Here is a 22,821-nt window from a genome sequence, read left to right as displayed (position 1 = left end):
CTGGCGCGTGTGTTCTCTTGCCAAGCGAGGCATCGCCATGAGTTCTACGGAGAAGGTTTATACCGACGACGAAGTGCAGCAGCGGCTTACGGGACCGCTTTCGCACTGGTATCTCGAGGATGGATGGCTTAGGCGCAAGTTCAGAACGGAAGGCTGGAAAGGGACGCTCATGGTCGTGAATACCGTCGGGCATCTGGCCGAAGCGGCCTGGCATCATCCGGATTTGACGGTTTCCTACGCGTTTGTCGTCGTCAAGCTCAAGACTCACTCTGCTAAGGGAATTACCGATAAGGACTTTGCGCTTGCTTCGAAGATCGAAGAGGTCGTGCAGTGGCAGCCTTCGCGGGAAGGCGGGCCGCTCGAGGGGACCCCTTCCGGGGATCAGCGGTTTCGGTATATCAAGTACGATTGATTTCTTTTGCTTTTTGCCTTTTTCCCTTTTTCCCTTTGCGTGGGCGGCGGTGTTTTTTTTGGTTCTTCGTGTCGGTCTTTTAGGCTGCCTCTCTCCGGGGCGGGAAACTGTGACGGGATATCGTTGTTGTTGTTCGTTGAGCTTGTATTCGTGTCGGTCTATTAGCTCGCCCCTCCCCGGGGCGGGGGTCACTTTCTTTGCCGCTGCAAAGAAAGTAACCAAAGAAAGCAGCTTTTTTCTGAACCGCACAAAGCACTAACTTGCGTGGTCACTTCGTAGAACCTCCGTGGCACTCAGATTGAAACAGCCCTGAATCACCTTCCGCGCCCGCTGAGCGCCACGTCCTCCGAGCCCCTTGGCTCGACAAAACCATCTGCTCACAAACGCCCCCAATACTGCGCACTCTCAAATGAGTCGAATGACTCCGCAGGACTACGTTCAGTTCGGTTGCAAGCGCATCACCATCTTCTCCTCGCCTCGACTTCGCTTTGCTTTGCCGTGCCTTTTCGCGTCGGTAGGGGGGCGCGTGGTGCTTGATGTGCGTTCGGTGTTAACGAGCCAAGGGGCTCGGAGGACGTTAGTTGTCAGCGGGCGCGGAAGGTGATTCAAGGCTCTTTCAAGCTGAGTGCCACTGATGTTCTACGGAGTGACCACACAAGTCAGTGCTTCGGGCCAAAAAGCTGCTTTCTTTGGTTACTTTCTTTGCAGCGGCAAAGAAAGTGACCCCCGCCCCGGGGAGGGGCGCGCCAATAGACCGACACGAATACAAGCTCACCGAGACAAAAACGAACAACGACAAGAGTCCTTGGTACACCTTTTGCCTTAACCAAAAACCCCCCACCCGGCGCAAGAGAAAACGTCCAACTTCTGTGGAATACGAAAAACCCCGCCTATCGCCGCCCCGTGCGATCACCCTTTCAGCCTCGGCCCGACTGCATCTGGGCTTCATCGATCCAAACGGCTCGTTGGGCCGATCTTTCGGCAGCGTCGGCCTGACGATCGAGAACCACGACACACGGCTCACCGCCAAGCTAACGCAGCACGCAACACGCATCCACGGCGCAACGACGCGAGCACAACGCGACCGCATCGCGACGCACGTCGAACAACTACAGGCAGCGTTGAAAGAACCCCGCCACATCGATATAGAAGTGCACGAAACCCCCCGCGCCCACACCGGCCTCGGTTCCGGCACTCAACTCGCGCTCGCAGTAGGAACGGCCTTCGCCCGCATCACAGGCCGCCACATCGACACAGCTGAACTCGCACACATAACGCATCGCGGCGCGCGTTCCGGCATCGGCATTCACGGCTTCGATCACGGCGGCCTGATCGTCGACGGCGGACGCAGCAGCGCCTCCACGCTACCGCCCCTCATCGCGCGACAGCCGTTTCCGGATGCATGGCGCATTCTGCTCATCGACGACACCTCGCGCGAAGGACTGCACGGCGATGCCGAGAAACGCGAGCTTGCAGCACTCGCACCCTTTCCCGCATCGCTCGCGGCGCACCTCTCGCATCGCGTGTTGATGCAGCTCCTGCCCGCAGTCGCGGAAAGCGATTTCGATACCTTCGCCAGCGCCATCACCGACATGCAGCAAACCATCGGCGAATACTTCGCGCCCGCGCAAGGCGGCTTCTTCGCAAGCCCCGCCGTCGCACGCGCGCTCGAAGCCGTCGCGGCGGAGCAGAAGGCCGGCGTCGGGCAAACATCATGGGGGCCAGTCGGCTTCGCGTTCGTCGCGAGCGCCGAACACGCCGAGCGCGCGCTCGAAACCGCCAGGAAAGCCGCGCGTAACCCGTCGCTCACGTTCACCATCGCGACCGCCCGCAATCGCGGCGCAACATGGCGCGCCGCAGATCATCGACAGCCCGGCGCCGATGCCGCCTGACGGCAGCACACGCACGTATTCCCATCGATACGAGTCCATCACCATGCACGAAGCCACCGAAAGACCGTACGTCCTGCACATGTTCACGAGCACGCCGCAGATGAGTCCGTTCGATGTCAACATGGCGGCCGATGCCGGTTATCAAATCCTCGTGCCGTACTGCAACGTCGACATCGACAGCGTCGTGCAGCTCACACAAGACGCAATCTTCTCGCGCGGGCCGAAGGGCGTATCGCGCACCGGCATCTTCATCGGCGGACGCGACGTCATGCTCGCCGCCGACATGCTCGAACGCGCACGCAACGCAATGGTCCCGCCGTTCGAGGTCTCGGTCTTCGCCGATCCGAGCGGCGCATACACGACAGCCGCCGCGCTCGTCGCGCTCGCGGAAAAGCATCTGAAGGCCGTGCATAACGTCGGCTTCGACGGCAAACGTCTGCTGATACTTGGCGGCACCGGCGCGGTCGGACGCGTGGCGGCGGCGATGGCCGCATCGCTCGGCGCGGACGTCGCCGTCGCGAGCCACTCCAGTCAGTCACGCGCCACACAAGTCAGCGACGAGATCAACCGCCGCTTCGATATCGCCACATCGGGCGTCCCGACAGGCACGCCCGAGCACCTGCATCGCGAACTCGTGCGTGCGGAGATCGTCTTCGCGACAGCCGCAGCCGGCGTGCAAGTGATGACCGCCGCCGATCTCGCCCACGCGAAGCATCTGCTGATCGCCGCCGATGTCAACGCCGTGCCGCCCGAAGGCATCGCCGGCGTTCACGTGATGGACGACGGCAAGCCGCTCGCAGGCGCCGCGCGTTCGGATGCGATCGGCATCGGCGCGCTCGCGATCGGCAACGTGAAGTATCAGGCGGAGCATCGGCTCTTCCTGCGCATGCGAACCGGGGGAAAACCCGTTTATCTGGGCTTTCCCGAAGCATTCGACGAAGCGCGCGTCATCGTCGCGGGCCAAGACTCATGATGGCCTCGCGTGCGCCTCGCGTCGCGGTGGCGGGTCTGTCCGCGCGTCTGCTCGCACAATCGGCCGAGCGCGCGGGCCTCAACGTGGTCGCGCTCGATATCTTCGGTGATCGCGATACACGCGCGCACGCCGACATGTGGCTCGATATCGGCGGCGACGGATTGTCGATCGATCGCGGCCGTCTCTACGATGCGCTCGAATGCGCCGCACGCCTGCCGCGCATGCTGGGCCTCATCGTGACGAGCGGCCTCGAACCGCTCGCGATGGAACTGAGCCGCGCGCCGCGCGTGCCGCGCTTCATCGGCAACGGCGCGCAGGCGCTGGCCGTGCGCGATCCACGGCGCTTCTTCGCGTTGCTCAATGAAGTTCGTGTGCCGCATCCGGAAGTGCGCTTCGCGCCGCCAGAGGACGCGCGCGGATGGCTCGTCAAGCGTTCGGATGGCTGCGGCGGGACGCATATCGAGTGGGCACAAAACGTCGATCGCATTCACGCCGATGCCTATTTCCAGCGGTTTTCGCGAGGCCGTTCGATGTCGGCGCTCTTCGTCGCCGCACACCGCGAAGCCACGGTGATCGGCTTCGCGGAGCAACTCACGACGGCAGCAGGCAGCCTGCCTTTCGTGCATGCGGGTTCGCTCGGGCCGATCATACTGCCCCGCGATATCGCCGAACGCGTCGTTCAGGCAATCGAAACGATCGTATGGAAAACGGACCTCACGGGACTGAACAGCATCGACTTCCTGCTCGATGACGATACCTTCCAGGTCCTCGAGATCAACACGCGTCCTTCTTCGACGATGGCGCTCTATGAAACCGCATGGCCCGATGCGTGGCCGCGTGGTTTGATCGGCGCGCATGTGGAAGCCTGTCTCGACGGCGACTTGCCGCACACGGCCTGCACGTGGAAACATGCCCCGCCGCTGATCGCGGGGCAACGTGTCGTGTTTGCGCCTCAGGGCTTCACCGTATCCAGCCTGTTCAGCGATGCGTGCTTTGTAGATGCCGAGTGCCATGACGTGCCATCGCCCGGCGCGCGCATCGAGGCGGGCATGCCCGTCTGCACGATCACCGCGACAGCATCCACGCTCGATGCATTACGCATCGAACTGGATCGCCAATGCACGAGTCTTCTGCAACGCATCAATGTGAACTAGCCCATGACTTCGACTTCCGCACTCAGCGTCAATGCACTCAGCGAGGCGCTCGTAAGACAACTCATCGACGATGCGCAACGCCTTCGCGTCGACATTATTCGCACGCCGGCAGGCACCGTTATCGTCGATGCAGGCGTGAACGCGGCAGGCAGCATCGAAGCGGGCCTCTTGATCGCGCGCATCTGCATGGGCGGATTGGGGCACGTGACGCAGCGCATCGCTTTCGATGCCGCTCCGCTCTGGCCTGGCTTCATCGAAGTGCATGCGTCGAATCCGGTGCTCGCCTGCCTCGCGAGTCAATACGCGGGCTGGAGCCTTTCGGCGACCAAGGAGCAAACGGGCGGCAAGAAGTTTTTCTCGTTGGGCTCCGGCCCCGCCCGCGCGCTCGCGTGCAAGGAGCCGCTTTTCGATGAACTCGGCTATCGCGACCGTCACGATCGCGGCGCGCTCGTCATGGAAGTGGACCGCTTGCCGCCGCAAGTCGTCATCGACAAGGTGCTCAACGATTGCGGCCTCGCGCCGGCGAACCTCGTCATTGCAGTGACACCGACGCAGTCTGTTGCGGGGACGGTGCAGGTCGTTGCACGTGTCGTCGAAGTTGCGTTGCACAAGACGCATGTGCTCGGCGTCGATCTGAACGAGATCGTCGATGCGAGCGGCAACGCGCCCTTGCCGCCGCCCGCGCCCGACGGCGTGCAGGCCATGGGCCGCACCAACGATGCAATCCTGTACGGTGGCCGCGTGCATCTCACCGTAAAAAGCGATGCGGTTGCAAGGAAGCTCGCGGCCGAGTTGCCATCGTCGAATGCGCGTGGTTATGGCGAACCGTTCGCGGACATCTTCAAGTCCTTCAACTACGACTTCTATCAGATCGACGCGGCGCTATTCGCGCCCGCCGAAGCATGGGTCTCCAGCCTCGAAAGCGGCATCACGTATCACGGCGGCACGTTGAACAAGGCGCTGCTGGACGCGCAATGGCAGGCGCGATGACACGCATTGCGATCATGACCGACGAGACGGGCTGGCACACGAGCCGCCTCAGGAAAGCATTCCGCGCGCGCGGCGTCGAAGCGCGTTGCGTCGATCTCGCGGATTGCCGCATCGACACGTCATGGAAGCCGCATGGTCTCGCGATTCCCGGCTTCGGCCACACGCTGCCCGATGCCGTGTTCGTGCGCGGCATTGCGGGCGGCACGTTCGAACAAGTCACGCTGCGGCTCGGCATCCTGCACGCGCTGCGCGAAAGCGGCGTGCCCGTCTATAACGATGCACGCGCGATCGAACGCAGCGTCGACAAGTCGATGACGAGTTTTCTGCTGAACCGCTATGGCGTACCCACACCCGCGACGTGGGCCGGCGAATCGTCCGCATTTGCCCAGCGCGTGCTGATGCGCGAACGCGCCGCAGGACGCAAGCTGGTGATGAAGCCGCTGTTCGGATCGCAAGGCAAGGGCTTGCAACTGCTCGGCGATGACGCCTGTGAACCGCTGCCATCGCTCGAATCGTTCAGCAAAGTGGCTTATCTTCAGCGTTATGTCGATGGCGGCGAGCCCGGCTTCGACTGGCGCGTACTGGTGATCGGCACCCGGGCGGTCGCGGCGATGAAGCGCGTCGGCGGCGAAGGCTGGATTCATAACTTCGCACGCGGCGCGGCGTGCGAAGCCGCTGAGTTGACGCCTTCGCTCGCGGATGTCGCCGTGCGCGCAAGCGCGGCGCTCGGGCTGGATTACGCGGGTGTCGACCTGATCGCTTCCGCCGCATCCGACGAGCGGCCGCTCGTGCTCGAAGTGAACGGCGTGGCGGCGTGGCGCGGACTGCAATCGGTGACATCGTTCGATATCGCGACACTGCTCGTCGACGATCTTCTCGACGGCAAGCTCGCTGCATCGCAACGGGCGATGACGTTCGCGAGCGGCCATGGACGCGCCTGACCCAACGCGAGAACAACGCGCACGTGCAGCGTTTTTGCGCGCATGCCGGCTCGATGTGGAGACGGCCAAACCGGGCAACGTGAGCATCGCGAGCGCAGGACACGGCATGACGTCGGCGCAATTCATCATCAGCGCGGGTACGGCCGCAGCCGGGCTTTTCGTTCCGGGCGCGAGCGTCGGCGCGCGCATTCTCGATGCCGTGCGCCGCACCTTCGATGCGGTCGCCTGCAATACGAATCTCGGCATCGTGCTGCTTGCCGCGCCGTTGTGCGCTGCGCTCGAACGCGTGCCGCGCGATGCGGACATCGACATCGTTCATTGGCATGCGGAAACGGAGCGCGTGCTCGCATCGCTCGATATCGACGATGCCCGCCTCGCCTATCGCGCGATCGCCATTGCGAATCCCGGCGGCCTCGGCGACGCGCCGGAGCAATCGGTACACGAAGCGCCGACCGTCGATCTGCGCACGGCGATGTCGCTCGCCGCGGATCGCGACAGCATCGCGCGACAGTACGCGAACGGTTTCGCGGATGTGTTCGATGCGGCGCAACGCGCGAACGTCACGAAAAACACCGCAATATTAGGGATATTCCTTAGCTTCCTCGCCGCCTTGCCCGACTCGCACATAGTGCGCAAGCAAGGCGCGGCGATGGCGCAAAGTGTCACGCGCGATGCAGCCGTGCATCACGCGCGCTGGCTCGTCGCCGGCTCGCCTGCCGACGATCCCGAACTCGCCGCATGGGACGCCGAACTCAAGGCGCGCGGCATCAATCCCGGCACGAGCGCGGACCTTGCCGTGGCGGCGCTCTTCGTCGCGTTGATGACGGCCTGAAAGAAGAAAACGCGCTACGTCCCCCTGCAAACGTGGCACGGATCATGTTTAGGAAGTGCGCGGTTATGCCGCCCCGTTTTTCAACGAGCCTTGCGCGGTTCTCATGCCGTCGCTAGCGAAAGAGCAAGTCGGTCGTCCCAAGAACCACCCATCACTGGAGGAAGAGCATGGCCAAGATCAACCGCGTCCTGATAGGAGAGTCGCTGGTCGGCGAAGGCAACGAGGTCGCACATATCGACTTGATCATCGGACCGCGAGGCTCCGCTGCCGAGACAGCGTTCTGTCACGCGCTCACGAACAACAAGGATGGCTTTACATCGCTGCTCGCCGTGGTCGCGCCGAATCTCATCACGAAGCCGAACACGATTCTCTTCAACAAGGTGACCATCAAGGGCGCGAAGCAGGCCGTGCAGATGTTCGGCCCGGCGCAGCATGCGGTGGCGCTGGCCGTGGCCGATAGCGTCGAGGACGGCACCATTCCGGCAGACGAAGCCGACGACCTCTTCATTTGTGTCGGCGTGTTCATCCACTGGGAAGCGTCCGACGACAAGAAGATTCAGGAGTTCAACTATCGCGCGACGAAGGAATCCATTCAGCGAGCCGTTGCAGGCGAGCCGAAAGCGGCTGATGTCGTAGCGAAGAAGGGTTCCGTCGCGCATCCGTTCGCGGCGTCCTGACCGAAGCGACTTGTCCCGCGGCCGGCGCGCATGGTGCAACGCCGGCCGCTCATCATCGACGATAAAGCGAGATTCATCGAATGATCCAACGTTGCCGCACGCTCGCGATGTTCGCCGCGCTCTCGCTCGCCTCGTCGCTTTCCTTCGGCGCGGACGCGCAAGGACATGACTATCCGACGGAGGGCCGCGTCGAATACGTGCTGAGCTGCATGGACGACAACGGGCACGACTTCGTGAACGTGTACAAGTGCTCGTGCGCGATCGACAGAATCGCGAAGGTGCTCAACTACGACGACTTCGTCGAGCAGTCCACGTTTTCCAAGTACGCCACGTTAGGCGGCGAAGGTGGAGCTGAATTCCGGGTGGACCGCGCGAAGGCGCAGACCAAGAAGTTCCGCGAGTTGCAGCGCGATGCGTTCAAGGCCTGCGGCATCGTGCAGCGCACATCTACCGGAAAATAGGCCGCTTAAGGCCGCTTGAAGTTACTGTGGGACATATCCGCGTCCGATCCAGCCGAGGCCCGTTGTCTCTGACCATGAACGGCGGCGCTCGATCACGACGCCGACCGCATCGACGTCATCGAACTTGGCGGGCTTCGCGAGCGAGATTTTCAGCCAGTGCGCGCCGAAATCCGCGATCACCATCTGCGCGATGCGCTCGGCCAGCGCCTCCAGCAATTGCAGGCGATGCGACGCGAGCAGCGCATGAATGGCGTCGCGCACGGCCGCGTAATTGATCGTGTCGTCGATGTGATCCGTGGTGCACGCGCGGATCGACGGCACGCCGATCATGAGGCTCATGCGAACGGGCTGCGCGTCGTGCAGTTCGTTCTTGTCGATGCCGATGACCGTCTGGCCCGTCAATCCGTCGATATAAACGATATCCATCGCGGCGTCGTGCTGTTCAGTGAAGGCTTCGCGGATCGGATCGAATCGGCCCATGTGTCAGTGCCTCGCGTGAGTGTGCGGCGCTTCAACGCCGCAGGAATCCGTAAGCTGCAAGCAAAAAGCGGGCGCAAACAAGCTTCTTTATGCGACTACCAATTGAACACAGGCGTCATAGGATGTACAGTTTTTGAGAACCGGGAGTCCGAACAACGGCATCCGCCCGGCTACGAGGCGCGCACGCGTGCGGCAAACAGCACGACGGCAATGGATATCGAGCCGCAGCGCCAGCGGAAATCACAACGGATACGGCGTCCGAAGGCTGCGCGGCGAACGCGCGGCGGAACGCGGCGCCACGGAGACACGCCCTCATGTCGTCGCTTGCTGACGTAGATACGCATGTCCGGGAAGTGCTGAATATCGTCAATAACCCGCTGGCTTCACGGCGCGCGAGCGATTCCGTCGCGCAATCGTGGATGCGTTGCCTCACCGAATTCCATCTCGATCCGGGCCGCTTCGTCATGCCGCCCGTGCTCACGCAGCGCGAACTGACCGAGCGCCGCGAAGCCGCGAGCGATCTTATCGCGTGTTCGAAGCTGGAGATGACCACGCTCTATCAACAACTGGCGGACCCCGAATTGGCCGTCGTACTCGTCGATGCCGACGGCGTGATCGTGCATCAGGTGTCGTCGGTGCCGTTCGGCGAAGCCGTCGCCGCCGATGGCCTGCGCGTCGGCGCGCTTTGGAGCGAACGCGAGGCCGGCACGAACGGCATGGGCACATGTCTGATCGAGCGCGATTGCATTGCGGTTTGCCAGCACGAACATTTCTATCCGCGCTATACGTCGCTCACCTGTTCCGCCGCGCCGATCTTCGATGAACGCGGCGCGGTGGTCGGCGTGCTCGATGTCACGAGCCGCTCGAAGCTCCTGCAGCAGCATTCGCTCGTGCTCGTCGGCATGTCGCGGCAGATGATCGAAAATCGTCTGATCGATGCGCGCTACCGCCACGCGAACATGATTCACTTCCATAGCCGGCCGGAGTTCGTCGGCACACTGCACGCGGGCAAGCTCGCCGTCAGCGACGAGGGCATCGTGCTGGCCGCGAGCCGCAGCGCGCTGTTTCAGCTCGATTTGCGTTCGCCGGGCGAGCTATGCGGCAAGCGCATCGAAGAAGCGTTCAACGCGACGCTCGAAGACATGATCGCGCGCAGCATTCGCGGCTCGTTCCATCCGGTCACCGTCTATAGCGCAAAAGCGAACAGCCGTTTCTTTCTCACGGCGCAAACGCCGCGCGAGGCCGCAAGCAACGGAACGCGCATTCTGATGAACGACACGCGCGCCAAACCCGCGCGCAAGGAAACGCGCGACGCCACCGGCACGGGCCGTCTCGACAAGCTCTCGCACCTGGAGTTCGGCGACCCGCGCATGGCCTCGCAGATTCAGCTTGCCGCACGCGTCATTCAACGCAAGATCCCGATCATCCTGCGCGGGCAAACGGGCACGGGCAAGGAAGTGTTCGCGAATGCGCTGCACAGCATCAGCCCGAACGGAAGCGGCGCATTCGTCGCCGTGAACTGTGCATCGTTGCCGGAGAATCTCATCGAGAGCGAACTATTCGGCTATCGCGCGGGCGCATTCACCGGCGCGCAGCGTGAGGGCCGGCGCGGCAAGATCGTGCAGGCCAACGGCGGCACGCTTTTTCTCGATGAAATCGGCGATATGCCGCTCGCGTTGCAAGCGCGTCTCTTGCGCGTGCTCGAAGAACACGAGGTCACGCCGCTTGGTGCCGAAACCACCGTCAAGGTCGATTTTCAACTGATCAGCGCGAGTCACCGCAATCTCATCGAACTCGTGCAGAACGGCATGTTCCGCGAGGACTTGTACTATCGGCTCAACGGTATCGAGATCAATCTGCCGCCATTGCGTGAACGCGCCGATGCGCTCGCGCTCATCGGCCATATTCTCGAGACCGAATCCGACGATCCGCCTGCCTTGAGCGCCGAAGCGCGCCAGGCGTTGCTCAACTATCCGTGGCCCGGCAACATCCGGCAATTGAGGCATGTGCTGCAGATGGCGATCGCACTCTGCGATGGCAACGAAATCCGTTGCGCGCATCTGCCGCCGGAAATACTGAGCGGGGCATCGGCGCGTGCGACGAGCCCGGCGCCATCGGCGGCGCCTGCGCATCTCACCGACGATGCGCAGATGAGCGCGCTCAACGCCATTCAGGTGAAAGAGCGCGAGACGGTGTTGCTGCTGCTCGACGAGCATCGCTGGAACGTGAGCAATGTCGCGAAGGTGCTCGGCATCAGCCGCAACACGCTTTATCGCAAGATGCATCGGCTGCATATCCGGCTGTCGCATGATTCGTCCTCGCCGCACGACGCATGACGCAGCCGACGCCCGCCCGCCGGCTCGACGAGTTCAAGCCCGACGCACATTTCGCGTGGTGCGTGACAGGGTCCGGTCACATGATCGAAGAGTCGATCGATCTGGCCTTGCGCCTGCCGCGTTGCGACCTGTTTCTTTCATCGGCGGGCGAAGAAGTGCTGCCGCTCTACGGCTGGCCCATGAAAAGGCTGCGCGAGCACTTCAAGGTGTTTCGCGACAACAGCGCGAGCAGCGTGCCCGTCGGCATGCTCTATAACGGCGACTATCACACGGTCGTGATCGCGCCCGCGACGAGCAACACGGTCGCGAAGTGCGCGCTCGGCATCTCCGATACGCTGCCCACCAATCTCTTCGCGCAAGCGGGCAAGCAATGCGTGCCGGGCATCGTGTTCGCATGCGATACCGCGCCGAGCGTCATCACGCAGACGCCGCACGAATGGGTCGAAGTGAGGCCGCGTGCGATCGAGTTCGAGAACGTCGAGCGGCTTGCGCGCATCGAACATACGACCGTCGCCTATACGCTCGACGACCTGCGCGCCGCGCTCGACCGGCGGCTCACGCAACTCACGCTCGCATGGAACACATCGTCTTCCTGACCGGCCGTCTTGCCGAGCAGAGCTTGTATCGCGTGCTCGAAGGCATTGCGCCTGTCGATGCAGCATCGCCGTTCACATGGGAAGTGCGCGAAATTGGCTTGCAGGTGGCGGGGCTGATGACCGCCGACATGATCCGTCGACGCGTCGCGCTGCCGCTCACCGAAGGCACGAATCGCATGATCGTGCCGGGCCGATGCCGCGGCGACCTCGATGCGCTCAGCGCGCACTATGGCGTGAAGGTCGAGCGCGGGCCGGAAGAAGTGAAGGACCTGCCGCAGTTTTTCGGACGCGAGGCGCGGCATGTGGATTTATCGCGCTACGAGACGGAGATTTTCGCGGAGATCGTGGACGCGCCGCGTCTCGACCTCGATGGCATCGCCGTGCGCGCGCGCGAGTATGTGAGCCAGGGCGCGAATGTCATCGATATCGGCTGTCTGCCCGAGACGCCGTTTCCGCATCTCGAAGATGCGGTAACGATGCTCATGGAACAGGGTTATCGCGTCAGCGTCGATTCCATGCTCGCCGAAGAGCTGTTGCGCGGTGCGCGCGCCGGCGCGGATTATCTGATGAGCCTGAACATCGATACGTTATGGATCGCCGATGAAACCGCGTCGACGCCGATACTCGTACCGCGCGAGCCGCACGATATGGCCTCGCTCGATGCGGCGATCGACGCCATGCAAAAGCGCAATCGCGCCTTTCTCGCCGACCCCATTCTCGACCCGATCCCGTTCGGGCTCGCCACGTCCATCGCGCGCTATGTGAGTCTGCGCGAACGTCATGCCGATGTCGCGATCATGATGGGCATTGGCAACGTCACGGAACTGACCGAAGCGGACACGAGCGGCATCAACGCCGTGCTCATGGGGATGGCCGCCGAATTGCGGGTGGCGGCCGTGCTGACGACATCGGTCAGCCTGCATGCACGCCGCGCGGTTCGCGAAGCCGATGTCGCGCGGCGCGTGATGCATGCCGCACGCGAAACGCAGACGCTGCCGAAGGGCATGACCGGCGATTTATCGGCGCTGCATGCTAAACGGCCATTTCCGTATAGCGCACAAGAAATCGACGCGCTCGCCGCATCTGTTCGTGATCCTAACTTTCGCGTGCAGGTGTCGGAGGAAGGCATTCACGTCTATAACCGTGACGGGCATCGCCTGGATGTCGATCCGTTCGCGCTCTATCCGCAATTGCAGCTGGAAACAGATGGCGGCCACGCGTTCTATATGGGCGTGCAGCTTGCGCGTGCGGAAATCGCGTGGCAATTGGGCAAACGCTTCGATCAGGATCAACCGCTGGACTGGGGATGTCAGGTAGATCGGCCAGAAGAGGATCTGAGCGCATGGCACGCGCCCGGACCGACGATGAAGAAGCGCTAAGCCTTCCACTTGATCGAGCAGCCGAGAGCCGGGTATTGCTCGTCCGGCTGGCGACCCTCGACGATGGCGCGCATCGCTTCGTAAAGGTCCCTTCGCGCGTCCGGTAATGGTTCCTTGCGCGATGCATCGATGCGCCCTCGATAACGCAAGCGCAGTTCCGCGTCGTAGCCGAAGCATTCCGGCGTGCAGACTGCGCCGTAAGCGCGCGCCACTTCCTGACTTCCATCGTGGAGATAGGGGAACGGCATCCGGCACTCTTCTGACACGGCGATCATGCGGTCGAAGGCGTCGTCGGTATAGATGCTTGCATCGTTCGAATTGATGCTCGCCAGCCCGACGCCTAGTTCTTTCAAGTCCATCGCGTCGCGGATCAGATGGGGAAGCGCCGCCTTCACGTAGGGGCAATGGTTGCACATGAAGACGAGCACGAGGCCCTTCGGACCGCGCAGCGTGTCGAGGTTGTAGGTGCGGCCATCGGTGGCGGGAAGCGTGAACTCGGGCGCGACTGCGCCGAGTTCCGCAGTCGGGGATTCAGTCGGCATGAGATAGCTCCCAATTGGCCGTTCGGCAGATTGGCGTGCGTGGCGGAGTCGGTTAGCATGGAAGTCCTTGTTAGTTATACGGAGTATCCATGTACATTTTCAACGGCCCCAGCCCTGATCACTGATACCGCTTCGCCATCGCCTCCATCCCCAACGGCCTGATCCGCTCCGCCTGCCCCTCACACCCGAACGCCCGAAACCGTTCGATGCAAAGATCGCGCGCCGCCGCCGTCGCCGCTTTCAACGCATGCCGCGGATCAAACTCCGATTTGCTCGATGCCATCGCGCGCCGCATCGCCCCGTTCATCGCGAGGCGAATGTCCGTATCGATGTTCACTTTCCGCACGCCATTCGCGATGCCGCGCCGAATCTCCTCCACCGGCACGCCATACGTCGATGGAATCTCGCCACCGTACTCACGTATCACGTCGAGCCACTCCTGCGGCACCGATGACGACCCATGCATCACCAGATGCGTATCCGGAATGCGCGCATGTATCTCGGCGATGCGATCGATCGCGAGGATATCGCCCGTCGGCTCGCGGCTGAACTTGTATGCGCCATGCGACGTGCCGATCGCAATGGCAAGCGCATCGATGCCGGTTGCTTCGACGAAATCGCGCGCTTCATCGGGATCAGTCAACAAGCGCTCACGGCCGAGCGCGCCTTCCGCACCCACGCCGTCTTCCTCGCCCGCGCGACCCGTCTCGAGCGATCCCAGACAGCCCAGTTCGCCCTCCACCGATACGCCCACCGAATGCGCCGCATCCACGACGCGGCGGCTGACGTCCACGTTGTAGTCATAGTCGGCGGGCGTCTTCTGATCAGGCATGAGCGAGCCGTCCATCATCACCGACGTGAAGCCCGAGCGGATCGCCTGCTGACAGACGGCCGGGCTCGCGCCGTGATCCTGATGCAGCACGACAGGTATGTCCGGATGCGCCTCCACCGCAGCAAGCACGAGATGCCGCAGATACGGCTCCCCCGCATATTTGCGCGCGCCCGCCGATGCCTGCAGGATCACCGGACTCTTCGTTGCATCCGCGGCCTGCATGATCGCGTGGACCTGTTCCATGTTGTTGACGTTGAACGCGGGTACGCCATAGCCATGCTCCGCCGCGTGATCAAGCAGTTGCCTCATTGCGATGAAAGCCATCATCGTTCTCCCGGTTCACGCCGCGACACGGCGCGCTTGCTCGATGACAGCCGCCGTCGTCACGCCGAAATGCGCATACAGTTCCCCCGCCGGCGCGGATTCGCCGAAACGGTCGATGCCCACCACGCCGCCATGCAATCCGACGTATTGCCGCCAGAACGCCGTCACGCCCGCTTCGACCGCGACGCGCGGCACCCCTTCCGGCAACACGCGTTCGCACCATGCGTGACACTGCCGGTCGAACACGGTCGTGGACGGCATCGACACGACGCGCGCGAGAATGCCCTCGCGCTTCAGTGGTTCGATGGCCGCAAGCGCCAGCGCCACTTCCGATCCCGTCGCGATCAGCACCACGCGCCGCGCATCGCGCTCGCACGCGCCGGGCCAATCCGCGAGCACATAGCCACCGCGTTCGATCCCATCGATCTGCGCTTCATCGCGCGGCACGAAAGGCAGGTTCTGACGTGACAGCAACAAGCACGAAGGCCGGTCGCGCTCCACCGCGCTGACCCACGCCTGCGCGGTCTCGACGGCATCGCATGGACGCCACACGTCCAGCCCCGGAATCAGCCGCAACGTGGCGGCATGCTCGATCGGCTGATGCGTCGGGCCGTCTTCGCCAAGGCCGATCGAATCGTGCGTGAAAACGAACACCGTGCGCGTCTTCATCAAAGCGGCCATGCGCAGCGCGTTGCGCGCGTAGTCGGAGAACGTGAGGAACGTGCCGCCGAACGGCAAATAGCCTCGATGCAGCGCAACGCCGTTCATCATCGCACTCATGCCGAACTCGCGCACGCCGAAGCGGACATAGTTGCCCCGTTCCGGCGCCGCGGTGACGTCGATCGCATCCTTCCATCGCGTGAGATTCGAGCCGGTCAGATCCGCCGATCCGCCGAGCAATTCAGGCAGTGCGCGCGCAAGCTCTTCGATGGCGTTCTGCGACGCCTTGCGCGTCGCGATGGTCTGCCGCGCGCGGTCGGCGTCGCGCACGAGCGCATGCGCGGCATCGCGCCAGTTCGCCGGCAATGCACCACGCGTGCGCCGCTCGAATTCAGCGGCCTGCTCCGGATACACGCGACGATACGCATCCATGCGACGCTTCCAGTCCTGCTGCACAGCCGCGCCTTCGCTACGCGCATTCCATCGTTCGCGGATCGATGCGGGTATCTCGAAGGGCGCATGCGGCCAGTCGAGCGCGAGACGCGTCGCTTCGACTTCGTTGACGCCGAGCGGAGCGCCGTGGACGTCATGTGTGCCGGCCATCGACGGTGCGCCGTGACCGATCGTCGTCTTGCAGCAAATCAACGTGGGACGATCGGATAACCGCCCTTCGTCGAGCGCCGCCGAGACCGCTTGCACATCGTGGCCGTCGACTGGGGCGATCACGTGCCAGCCATAGGCCGCGAAGCGTTGCGGCGTGTCGTCGCTGAACCAGCCTTGCACGTGACCGTCGATGGAGATGCCGTTGTCATCGTAGAGTACGGTGAGCTTATCAAGCCGCAACGTTCCCGCGAGCGACGCGGCCTCGTGCGACACGCCTTCCATTAAACATCCATCGCCTACGAACACATACGTCCGATGATCTACGATCTCGTGCCCCGGCCGATTGAACTCGCGCGCAAGCAGCGTCTCCGCGAGCGCCATGCCGACCGCATTCGCGAAGCCTTGCCCCAGCGGACCGGTCGTTGTTTCGACGCCGGGGGTTACGCCGACTTCGGGATGCCCCGGCGTCTTGCTTCCCATTTGCCGGAAGCGCTGGAGTTCTTCGATCGGCAAGTCATAGCCGGTGAGATGCAGCAACGCGTAGAGCAGCATCGAGCCGTGACCATTCGACAGCACGAAGCGGTCGCGATCGGGCCAGTCCGGATCAGCGGGATTATGTTTCAGGTGGCGGCTCCACAACGCGACGGCAATCTCGGCCATGCCCATCGGCATGCCGGGATGACCCGAGTTCGCCTGCTGTACCGCGTCGACGGCGAGCATGCGCAGTGCGTTCGCCATGTGGCGCGTATCGGGAGATCGAAAAGTTCTGGGCAAAGCCTCGGCGACGGCATTCATGAATGCCTCCATATTTGCAGGGGAAAAGCGGCTCAGGCGCGCGCGCGGCGGTCGCGCAACTGAAGAATCATCGGCGTGAAGATGAGTTGCATCGCGAGTCCCATCTTGCCGCCCGGCACGACGATCACGTTCGGGCGCGACATGAACGAGTCGTGCAGCATCGTGAGCAGATACGGGAAGTCGATGCCTTTCGGCTTCGTGAAGCGGATCACGACGAAGCTCTCGTCGGGTTGCGGAATCTCGCGTGCGGTGAACGGGTTCGATGTATCCACCGTCGGCACGCGCTGAAAGTTCACGTGCGTGCGCGAGAACTGCGGGCAGATGTAGTTCACGTAGTCGGGCATGCGGCGCAGGATTGTATCGACGACCGCTTCGTGCGAATACCCGCGCATGGTCTGATCGCGATGCAGCTTCTGGATCCATTCGAGATTGATGATCGGCACGACGCCGACCAGCAGATCCGCATGGCGCGCAATATCGACCTTGTCGGTGACGGCTGCGCCGTGCAAGCCCTCATAGAACATCATGTCGGTATCGGACGCAATGTCTTCCCACGGCGTGAACGTGCCCGCGTCCTGCTTGAAATGCGCGGCTTCGGCATCGTCGTGTATGTAACGCCGATACTCACCGCGACCGCTTTCGCCATAGGTGCAGAAGAGGCGCTCCAGTTCTTCGAGCAGATTCGCTTCGGGCCCGAAGTGGCTGAAGTTGAGGATGCCATCGCGCTCGCTTTGCTTCATCGCTTCGCGCATGCCGAGGCGATCGTAACGATGAAAGGCATCGCCTTCGACGATCTGCGCATTGATGCGCTCGCGCCTGAATATATGCGTGAAACTCTTCATGACCGTGGTGGTGCCCGCGCCGCTCGAGCCCGTCACCGCGATGATCGGATGCTTGATTGACATGCGCCTGTCTCCCTAAGGTTTTATTCTGTGCACTTCACACCGGCGTCTCGGGAAGGAACAGCGACCGCTCGTTGAACAGCGGCGATGTGAATGGCTTGTCCTCACCACGGTCGTATTCACCGTGATAACGCTGAATGCGCGCCACTTCGTTGCGCGAGCCGAGAATGACCGGCACGCGCTGATGCAAAGCGCGCGGCGTGGTATCGAGAATGCGTTCGCGGCCCGTAATCGAAAGCCCGCCCGCCTGCTCGACGAGGAAGCTCATCGGGTTCGCTTCATACAGCAGCCGCAAGCGCCCTTCCATCTCCGGCGTTTTGAAGTCGCGCGGATACATGAACACGCCGCCACGCATCAGAATGCGATGCACCTCCGCGACCATCGAAGCGATCCATCGCATGTTGAAGTCCTGCGCGCGGCATCCGGTGCGGCCCTCCTTGCACTCCTTCACATAGCGGCGCACGGGCGGCTCCCAGAAGCGTTCGTTCGACACGTTGATGGCGAATTCGCACGAATCGTCGGGTATGCGGATATCGGAATGCGTCAGCACGAAGTTGCCGACATCGCGCTCCAGCGTGAAGCCATGCGTGCCGTTGCCGACCGATATGACGAGCATCGTCGCTGGCCCGTAGATCGCATAGCCGGCTGCGACCTGTTCGCTTCCCGGACGAAGGAAGTCCGCTTCGCTCGGCGCGTCATGCCGCGATGCGCTTCTTCTCGACACGGAAAAAATGGAGCCGACGACGCCGTTGATATCGATGTTCGAAGAGCCGTCCAGCGGATCGAATGCAAGCAGATACTCGCCACGCGGATAAGGCTCCGGGACCGCGTATACGCCCTCCATTTCCTCCGACACCATGCCAGCCAGCAAGCCGTCCCATTCGCAATGCTGCAGGAAGATATCGTTCGTCACGAGGTCGAGCTTCTTCTGTTCCTCGCCATGCGTGTTGACGCTTTGCGCCGAGCCATGCTGTCCGCCGAGCGCACCGCGCGTGAGCGCGGCGGCGATGGTCTTGATGGAAGCGGCCACGTCCACCAGCAAGGCCGAGAGTCCGGTGGCCGCATGCGGGCCAGGCTTGCGATCGAGTGTATCGATCAGGAATTTCGACAGCGTCGTGCGTCCGTCCTGCATGGTGCGCTCCTTTCAGGATGACGGTTCGTCGAACACGCGGCTTGCGCGTATATCGCATGGTTCGAGCTGCATCAGCGCGTCGGCGTCGGCGGGACCGCTGCCTCGTTCCGCCGCCGCAAAGAGACGATTCGCCTGACGCAGCCGCGCGCGGTCCAGCGCATTGCGCACCGAGCGGGCATTGGCGAAGTTCGGTTGACGAATGCGGCGCGCGAGGTACTCTTCGAAGACGCGGCGCGCATCGTCGTCAAATCTATAATGCATTTCGATGAGCATTTGTTCCGCTATCCTGAGCAATTCATGCGGCTCGTAATCCGGGAACACGATGTGATGCGCGATGCGCGAGCGAAAGCCCGGATTGCTCTGGAAGAACGTCTCCATGCGCGACTCGTATCCCGCCAGAATCACAACGAGATCGTCGCGCTGGTTCTCCATCGTCTGCAGCAGGATTTCAATGGCTTCCTGCCCATAATCACGCTCGTTCTCCGGCCGGTACAGGTAATACGCCTCGTCGATGAACAGTACGCCGCCCATCGCGCGCTTGAGCACTTCGCGCGTCTTGGGCGCGGTATGTCCAATGTACTGGCCGACGAGATCGTCGCGCGTCACCGAGACGAGCTGATTGCGGCGAATATAACCGAGCCTGTGCAGCACTTGCGCCATCCGCATTGCAACCGTGGTCTTGCCCGTGCCGGGATTGCCGGAGAAGCACATATGCAGTGTCGGCGCGCCGCTCGCGATGCCTAGCGTTTCCCGCGCCCGCTCCACGAGCAGATGCGCCGCGATCTCGCGAATGCGCGTCTTCACGGGAGCCAGGCCCACGAGATCGCGGTCCAGTTCCGCGAGCACTTCGCCGATGCGCGACTCGCGATACAGCGCCATCAGATCGGCGCGCGTTTGCGGCTCTTCCTCGATGATGTCGTCGGCCTGCATGAGCATTCTCCTTATCGATACCGCTCGCCCGAAGGACGATCCGTCGCGTAGGTGCGAATCGAATAGTGCTGCACGCGGTTACGGCCGTCCGTTCGTTCGAGACGGAAGCCATGTTCTTCGGGTGGCCGGTTGACAATGAACGAGAGCCGCATGGTCTCGAAGCCGCGCACCGAGTCGAAGGCATTCACCTTGATGTAGTGTTGGGGAAACGTCTTGCGGCATGCGTTCACTTCCATCATGACGCCGGCGGCATCGTGCAGATCGAACATCGGCAAGCCCCACATGTCCCAGTACGTATTGCGCGGATGCGGGTCGTCCGTGTATTCGACCGAACACGCCCAGCCCTGACTCAATGCATAGTCGATTTGCGCGGCGATCTCTTCATCGCTCAATGCAGGCAGAAATGAAAACGTTCCTTGTGTGATGTGCATGTCGGCTCCGTTGCTCGTCGTTGATCGTCAGGCCACCGAGGGCGTCACCGCGAAATCCGGCGTGTCCGTGGAGGCATAGTTGAAGGTCACGTCGCGCCAGGTATCGAGTGCGAGCTTGAGCGGCGTGCACCAGCGCGCAGCGGCTTCGAGAATGTCCATCCCTTCATGAACGATGTCGCGCCCTTCATTGCGCGCTTTCACCATCGCTTCGAGCGCGACGCGATTGGCCGTTGCGCCCGCCTGTATCCCTTGCGGATGCCCGATCGTGCCGCCGCCGAATTGCAGGATCGCATCGTCGCCGAAGAGGTCGAGCAACTGATGCATCTGCCCTGCGTGAATGCCGCCCGACGCCACCGGCATCACCTTGCGCAAGCCCGCCCACGGCTGATCGAAGAAGATGCCGCGCTGCAGGTCCACGTCGTTGCGCGGCTCGCGGCATACGTTGTAATAGCCCTGCACGGCAAGCGGATCGCCTTCGAGCTTGCCGACTGCCGTACCGGCGTGCGCGTGATCGACGCCCGCCATGCGCAGCCACTTCGCGATGACGCGAAACGAGATGCCGTGATTACGTTGCCGCGTGTAGGTGCCGTGTCCCGCGCGATGCAGATGCAGGATCATGTCGTTCTTGCGCGCCCAGCGCGACATCGACTGAATCGCCGTCCAGCCGATGACGAGGTCGATCATCACGATGCACGAGCCCAGTTCCCTGGCGAACTCTGCGCGCTCATACATGTCTTCCATCGTGCCGGCGGTCACGTTCAGATAGTGGCCCTTCACTTCGCCGGTTTCCGCTTGCGCGCGATGCACGCCTTCCATCGCGAACAGATAGCGGTCGCGCCAGTGCATGAACGCTTGCGAATTTATATTCTCGTCGTCCTTCAGAAAATCGAGGCCGCCCTTAAGCCCTTCATACACGACGCGGCCATAGTTCTTTCCTGACAGGCCGAGCTTGGGCTTGACTGTCGCGCCGAGCAGCGGCCTGCCGTACTTGTCGAGCCTTTCGCGCTCCACGATGATCCCCGTCGGCGGCCCCTGAAACGTCTTGAGATAGGCAACGGGGATGCGCATGTCTTCGAGCCTCAGCGCCTTGAGCGGCTTGAAGCCGAACACATTGCCGATGATCGATGCCGTGAGATTCGCCACCGATCCCTCCTCGAAGAGATCGAGTTCATAGGCGATATAGGCGAAGTATTGCGGCTCGTCGGCGCGTGCATTCGGCACCGGTTCGACGCGATACGCCTTTGCGCGATACATGTCGCATGCGGTGAGGCGGTCGGTCCATACGACAGTCCACGTCGCAGTCGACGATTCGCCCGCGACCGCCGCCGCCGCTTCCTCCGGCTCGACGCCTGCTTGCGGCGTGATGCGGAAGAGCGCGATGACGTCCGTGTCTTTCGGCGTGTAATCGGGCTGCCAGTAGCCCATCTCGCGATACTTCATCACGCCGGCCGCATAGCGTGATCGGGGATCGGCCGGATTGCGCGCCGCCTCGATGGCGGCCTTGCTGAAGTCGTTCATTCCGTTTCCTTCACGAGGGGAAGATGAGAACGACGTGTCCGAGACATCCGCGACCGTCGCGTTCGTGTTGCGCCTTGCTGTGAATGCAGAGTAGGCGCGCGGTCATCCCTTGTGAATTCACGAATTTCTTGCGCGGGTCTAAACGATCCCTTATCTAACGTCACGCGCACGGACGGGACACTTTGCTGCGTTTCCGTCACAGTGCGAGCGCGCCGGACGTATCGACTTCTTTGGCATGGGCCTTGCGTCGCATGCGTGGAGAATGCCTTCCGTGCGACGGGCGGCGTTGCTCCACTTACCTCGTCAAGGAGAAACAAGCCATGCAATGGACCACACCGAGCTTTACCGATATGCGTTTCGGCTTCGAAATCACGATGTATATCGCCACGCGCTGAAGCGGATAAGCCCGCACGAGGAAGCATCGCTTCAACTCTTCGTGCGGGTGCGAATCGATCATGATCTATGAGACCATCGTCACGACCGCGGACCGCGACGGGCTTCCGCATATCGCGCCGATGGGCGTGCGCTTCGAGGAAGAGCGCGCGATTCTCGCGCCGTTTCGCCCGTCGATTACGCTGGACAACATCATCGCGACGAACAGCGCCGTCATCAATCTGACGACCGACGTACGCATCTTCGCCGGGTGCGTGACGGGCTTTCAGCGCGACTGGCCGACGCTTGCAGCCACCACTGTACCGAGCGTGCGGCTGGCCGATCCACTCGCGCATATCGAGCTGCGTCTCGCCGATTTACACGACGATGACACGCGCCCCCTAGTGCGCATGGAGTGCGTGCATCGTGAAACGCATGCGCCGTTTCCCGGCTTCAATCGGGCGCAGGCGGCCATCGTCGAAGGCGCGATTCTCGTGAGCCGTCTCTTCATGTTGCCGCCCGAGAAAGTGGATAGCGAGATTGCGTATCTGCGCATCGCCATCGACAAGACAGCCGGCGACGCCGAACGCACCGCATGGAACTGGCTCTTGCAGGCGATCGAAGCGCATCGCGCGAACGCGCTTCATTCCTGACGCA

General features: G+C 62.5%; 23 protein-coding genes. 14 read left to right on the top strand and 9 right to left on the bottom strand.

Annotated features, from left to right (window positions below):
* Positions 1 to 37 precede the first annotated feature (37 nt).
* From AB6804_RS14425 to AB6804_RS14385, 9 genes are all read left to right on the top strand, one after another.
* The gene (locus tag AB6804_RS14425) at positions 38 to 412 is read left to right on the top strand and encodes a 4a-hydroxytetrahydrobiopterin dehydratase (protein ID WP_035963000.1); all 375 of its coding nucleotides are present in this window, start codon (positions 38 to 40) and stop codon (positions 410 to 412) included.
* Positions 413 to 1,281: 869 nt separating this feature from the next.
* On the top strand, positions 1,282 to 2,304 hold the full coding sequence (locus AB6804_RS14420) for a beta-ribofuranosylaminobenzene 5'-phosphate synthase family protein (protein WP_370886995.1): 1,023 nt from the start codon (positions 1,282 to 1,284) through the stop codon (positions 2,302 to 2,304).
* A gap of 43 nt (positions 2,305 to 2,347) precedes the next feature.
* Positions 2,348 to 3,277 (top strand): NAD(P)-dependent methylenetetrahydromethanopterin dehydrogenase, encoded by a 930-nt coding sequence (locus tag AB6804_RS14415; RefSeq protein ID WP_370886994.1) that lies wholly within the window; start codon positions 2,348 to 2,350, stop codon positions 3,275 to 3,277.
* Complete coding sequence (locus tag AB6804_RS14410) at positions 3,277 to 4,431, top strand: ATP-grasp domain-containing protein (RefSeq protein ID WP_370887050.1); 1,155 nt, start codon at positions 3,277 to 3,279, stop codon at positions 4,429 to 4,431. Before AB6804_RS14415 ends, AB6804_RS14410 begins: the two co-directional genes overlap by 1 nt.
* 3 nt (positions 4,432 to 4,434) lie before the next feature.
* Positions 4,435 to 5,421, top strand: coding sequence for a methenyltetrahydromethanopterin cyclohydrolase (gene mch / locus AB6804_RS14405; RefSeq protein ID WP_370886993.1), 987 nt, complete (start codon positions 4,435 to 4,437; stop codon positions 5,419 to 5,421).
* A complete protein-coding gene (locus tag AB6804_RS14400) occupies positions 5,406 to 6,362 on the top strand; it encodes a RimK family alpha-L-glutamate ligase (protein ID WP_370886992.1) in 957 nt (318 codons plus the stop codon). Before mch ends, AB6804_RS14400 begins: the two co-directional genes overlap by 16 nt.
* Positions 6,349 to 7,194, top strand: a complete 846-nt coding sequence (locus AB6804_RS14395) for a triphosphoribosyl-dephospho-CoA synthase (RefSeq protein ID WP_370886991.1) — start codon at positions 6,349 to 6,351, stop codon at positions 7,192 to 7,194. The genes AB6804_RS14400 and AB6804_RS14395 overlap by 14 nt, the downstream gene beginning before the upstream one ends.
* Positions 7,195 to 7,361: 167 nt before the next feature.
* A complete protein-coding gene (gene fae, locus AB6804_RS14390; RefSeq protein ID WP_244795244.1) occupies positions 7,362 to 7,871 on the top strand; it encodes a formaldehyde-activating enzyme in 510 nt (169 codons plus the stop codon).
* Between the two features lie 80 nt (positions 7,872 to 7,951).
* Positions 7,952 to 8,332 carry a hypothetical protein gene (locus AB6804_RS14385; protein ID WP_244795246.1) on the top strand — a complete coding sequence of 127 codons (381 nt, stop codon included), beginning with the start codon at positions 7,952 to 7,954 and terminating at the stop codon, positions 8,330 to 8,332.
* Between the two features lie 21 nt (positions 8,333 to 8,353).
* On the opposite strand, the gene AB6804_RS14380 is transcribed toward AB6804_RS14385, so the two are convergent.
* The gene (locus tag AB6804_RS14380; protein ID WP_370886990.1) at positions 8,354 to 8,812 is read right to left on the bottom strand and encodes a dihydroneopterin aldolase; all 459 of its coding nucleotides are present in this window, start codon (positions 8,810 to 8,812) and stop codon (positions 8,354 to 8,356) included.
* 314 nt (positions 8,813 to 9,126) lie between these two features.
* On the opposite strand from AB6804_RS14380, the gene AB6804_RS14375 reads away from it, so the two are divergent.
* Genes AB6804_RS14375 through AB6804_RS14365 form a run of 3 tightly spaced genes read left to right on the top strand, consistent with a single transcriptional unit; the run spans position 9,127 to position 13,123 of the window.
* Positions 9,127 to 11,148, top strand: coding sequence for a sigma-54-dependent Fis family transcriptional regulator (locus tag AB6804_RS14375; RefSeq protein ID WP_370886989.1), 2,022 nt, complete (start codon positions 9,127 to 9,129; stop codon positions 11,146 to 11,148).
* Positions 11,145 to 11,744, top strand: a complete 600-nt coding sequence (locus AB6804_RS14370; protein WP_370886988.1) for a flavoprotein — start codon at positions 11,145 to 11,147, stop codon at positions 11,742 to 11,744. The genes AB6804_RS14375 and AB6804_RS14370 overlap by 4 nt, the downstream gene beginning before the upstream one ends.
* On the top strand, positions 11,723 to 13,123 hold the full coding sequence (locus AB6804_RS14365) for a DUF6513 domain-containing protein (protein WP_370886987.1): 1,401 nt from the start codon (positions 11,723 to 11,725) through the stop codon (positions 13,121 to 13,123). Before AB6804_RS14370 ends, AB6804_RS14365 begins: the two co-directional genes overlap by 22 nt.
* Here the strand turns inward: AB6804_RS14365 and AB6804_RS14360 are convergent.
* The 8 genes from AB6804_RS14360 to AB6804_RS14325 form a co-directional block, all read right to left on the bottom strand.
* A complete protein-coding gene (locus tag AB6804_RS14360; RefSeq protein WP_370886986.1) occupies positions 13,120 to 13,665 on the bottom strand; it encodes a thioredoxin family protein in 546 nt (181 codons plus the stop codon). The two genes, AB6804_RS14365 and AB6804_RS14360, sit on opposite strands and share 4 nt — an antisense overlap.
* A gap of 118 nt (positions 13,666 to 13,783) precedes the next feature.
* Positions 13,784 to 14,821, bottom strand: coding sequence for a class II fructose-bisphosphate aldolase (fba, locus tag AB6804_RS14355; RefSeq protein WP_370887049.1), 1,038 nt, complete (start codon positions 14,819 to 14,821; stop codon positions 13,784 to 13,786).
* Between the two features lie 15 nt (positions 14,822 to 14,836).
* Positions 14,837 to 16,879, bottom strand: coding sequence for a transketolase (tkt, locus tag AB6804_RS14350; protein ID WP_370886985.1), 2,043 nt, complete (start codon positions 16,877 to 16,879; stop codon positions 14,837 to 14,839).
* Positions 16,880 to 16,911: 32 nt separating this feature from the next.
* Positions 16,912 to 17,784: a phosphoribulokinase gene (locus tag AB6804_RS14345; protein WP_035962972.1), complete on the bottom strand. Its 873-nt coding sequence runs from the start codon at positions 17,782 to 17,784 to the stop codon at positions 16,912 to 16,914.
* A 34-nt stretch (positions 17,785 to 17,818) separates the two neighbouring features.
* Entirely contained in the window at positions 17,819 to 18,913 is a 1,095-nt protein-coding gene (locus AB6804_RS14340) for a class 1 fructose-bisphosphatase (protein WP_370886984.1), read from the bottom strand.
* Between the two features lie 12 nt (positions 18,914 to 18,925).
* Entirely contained in the window at positions 18,926 to 19,843 is a 918-nt protein-coding gene (cbbX, locus tag AB6804_RS14335; protein WP_370886983.1) for a CbbX protein, read from the bottom strand.
* 11 nt (positions 19,844 to 19,854) lie between these two features.
* Complete coding sequence (locus tag AB6804_RS14330; protein WP_370886982.1) at positions 19,855 to 20,274, bottom strand: ribulose bisphosphate carboxylase small subunit; 420 nt, start codon at positions 20,272 to 20,274, stop codon at positions 19,855 to 19,857.
* A 27-nt stretch (positions 20,275 to 20,301) separates the two neighbouring features.
* Positions 20,302 to 21,792 carry a form I ribulose bisphosphate carboxylase large subunit gene (locus AB6804_RS14325; RefSeq protein ID WP_035962966.1) on the bottom strand — a complete coding sequence of 497 codons (1,491 nt, stop codon included), beginning with the start codon at positions 21,790 to 21,792 and terminating at the stop codon, positions 20,302 to 20,304.
* A 320-nt stretch (positions 21,793 to 22,112) separates the two neighbouring features.
* Here AB6804_RS14325 and pqqA point away from each other — a divergent pair, with 320 nt between their 5' ends.
* Positions 22,113 to 22,187 carry a pyrroloquinoline quinone precursor peptide PqqA gene (gene pqqA, locus AB6804_RS14320; RefSeq protein ID WP_008354335.1) on the top strand — a complete coding sequence of 25 codons (75 nt, stop codon included), beginning with the start codon at positions 22,113 to 22,115 and terminating at the stop codon, positions 22,185 to 22,187.
* A gap of 60 nt (positions 22,188 to 22,247) precedes the next feature.
* Positions 22,248 to 22,817: a DUF447 domain-containing protein gene (locus AB6804_RS14315; RefSeq protein ID WP_370886981.1), complete on the top strand. Its 570-nt coding sequence runs from the start codon at positions 22,248 to 22,250 to the stop codon at positions 22,815 to 22,817.
* The last annotated feature ends 4 nt before the right edge of the window (positions 22,818 to 22,821 follow it).

Source organism: Caballeronia sp. RCC_10, from assembly GCF_041360715.1.
Lineage (GTDB): Bacteria > Pseudomonadota > Gammaproteobacteria > Burkholderiales > Burkholderiaceae > Caballeronia > Caballeronia grimmiae.
Note: the sequence above shows the minus strand (reverse complement) of the source record. Positions and strands in the feature narration are given on the sequence as shown.

Excerpts from the sequence above, each read along its gene's own strand:
- AB6804_RS14380 (WP_370886990.1), bottom strand. The coding sequence starts at position 8,812 with ATGGGCCGATTCGATCCGATCCGCGAAGCCTTCACTGAACAGCACGAC.
- cbbX (WP_370886983.1), bottom strand. The coding sequence starts at position 19,843 with ATGCAGGCCGACGACATCATCGAGGAAGAGCCGCAAACGCGCGCCGAT.
- AB6804_RS14315 (WP_370886981.1), top strand. The coding sequence starts at position 22,248 with ATGATCTATGAGACCATCGTCACGACCGCGGACCGCGACGGGCTTCCG.
- AB6804_RS14375 (WP_370886989.1), top strand. The coding sequence starts at position 9,127 with ATGTCGTCGCTTGCTGACGTAGATACGCATGTCCGGGAAGTGCTGAAT.
- AB6804_RS14415 (WP_370886994.1), top strand. The coding sequence starts at position 2,348 with ATGCACGAAGCCACCGAAAGACCGTACGTCCTGCACATGTTCACGAGC.
- AB6804_RS14425 (WP_035963000.1), top strand. The coding sequence starts at position 38 with ATGAGTTCTACGGAGAAGGTTTATACCGACGACGAAGTGCAGCAGCGG.
- AB6804_RS14345 (WP_035962972.1), bottom strand. The coding sequence starts at position 17,784 with ATGTCAATCAAGCATCCGATCATCGCGGTGACGGGCTCGAGCGGCGCG.
- AB6804_RS14330 (WP_370886982.1), bottom strand. The coding sequence starts at position 20,274 with ATGCACATCACACAAGGAACGTTTTCATTTCTGCCTGCATTGAGCGAT.
- AB6804_RS14325 (WP_035962966.1), bottom strand. The coding sequence starts at position 21,792 with ATGAACGACTTCAGCAAGGCCGCCATCGAGGCGGCGCGCAATCCGGCC.
- AB6804_RS14340 (WP_370886984.1), bottom strand. The coding sequence starts at position 18,913 with ATGCAGGACGGACGCACGACGCTGTCGAAATTCCTGATCGATACACTC.
- fba (WP_370887049.1), bottom strand. The coding sequence starts at position 14,821 with ATGGCTTTCATCGCAATGAGGCAACTGCTTGATCACGCGGCGGAGCAT.
- AB6804_RS14400 (WP_370886992.1), top strand. The coding sequence starts at position 5,406 with ATGGCAGGCGCGATGACACGCATTGCGATCATGACCGACGAGACGGGC.
- tkt (WP_370886985.1), bottom strand. The coding sequence starts at position 16,879 with ATGAATGCCGTCGCCGAGGCTTTGCCCAGAACTTTTCGATCTCCCGAT.
- AB6804_RS14385 (WP_244795246.1), top strand. The coding sequence starts at position 7,952 with ATGATCCAACGTTGCCGCACGCTCGCGATGTTCGCCGCGCTCTCGCTC.
- AB6804_RS14410 (WP_370887050.1), top strand. The coding sequence starts at position 3,277 with ATGGCCTCGCGTGCGCCTCGCGTCGCGGTGGCGGGTCTGTCCGCGCGT.
- AB6804_RS14360 (WP_370886986.1), bottom strand. The coding sequence starts at position 13,665 with ATGCCGACTGAATCCCCGACTGCGGAACTCGGCGCAGTCGCGCCCGAG.
- fae (WP_244795244.1), top strand. The coding sequence starts at position 7,362 with ATGGCCAAGATCAACCGCGTCCTGATAGGAGAGTCGCTGGTCGGCGAA.
- AB6804_RS14395 (WP_370886991.1), top strand. The coding sequence starts at position 6,349 with ATGGACGCGCCTGACCCAACGCGAGAACAACGCGCACGTGCAGCGTTT.
- AB6804_RS14365 (WP_370886987.1), top strand. The coding sequence starts at position 11,723 with ATGGAACACATCGTCTTCCTGACCGGCCGTCTTGCCGAGCAGAGCTTG.
- mch (WP_370886993.1), top strand. The coding sequence starts at position 4,435 with ATGACTTCGACTTCCGCACTCAGCGTCAATGCACTCAGCGAGGCGCTC.
- AB6804_RS14370 (WP_370886988.1), top strand. The coding sequence starts at position 11,145 with ATGACGCAGCCGACGCCCGCCCGCCGGCTCGACGAGTTCAAGCCCGAC.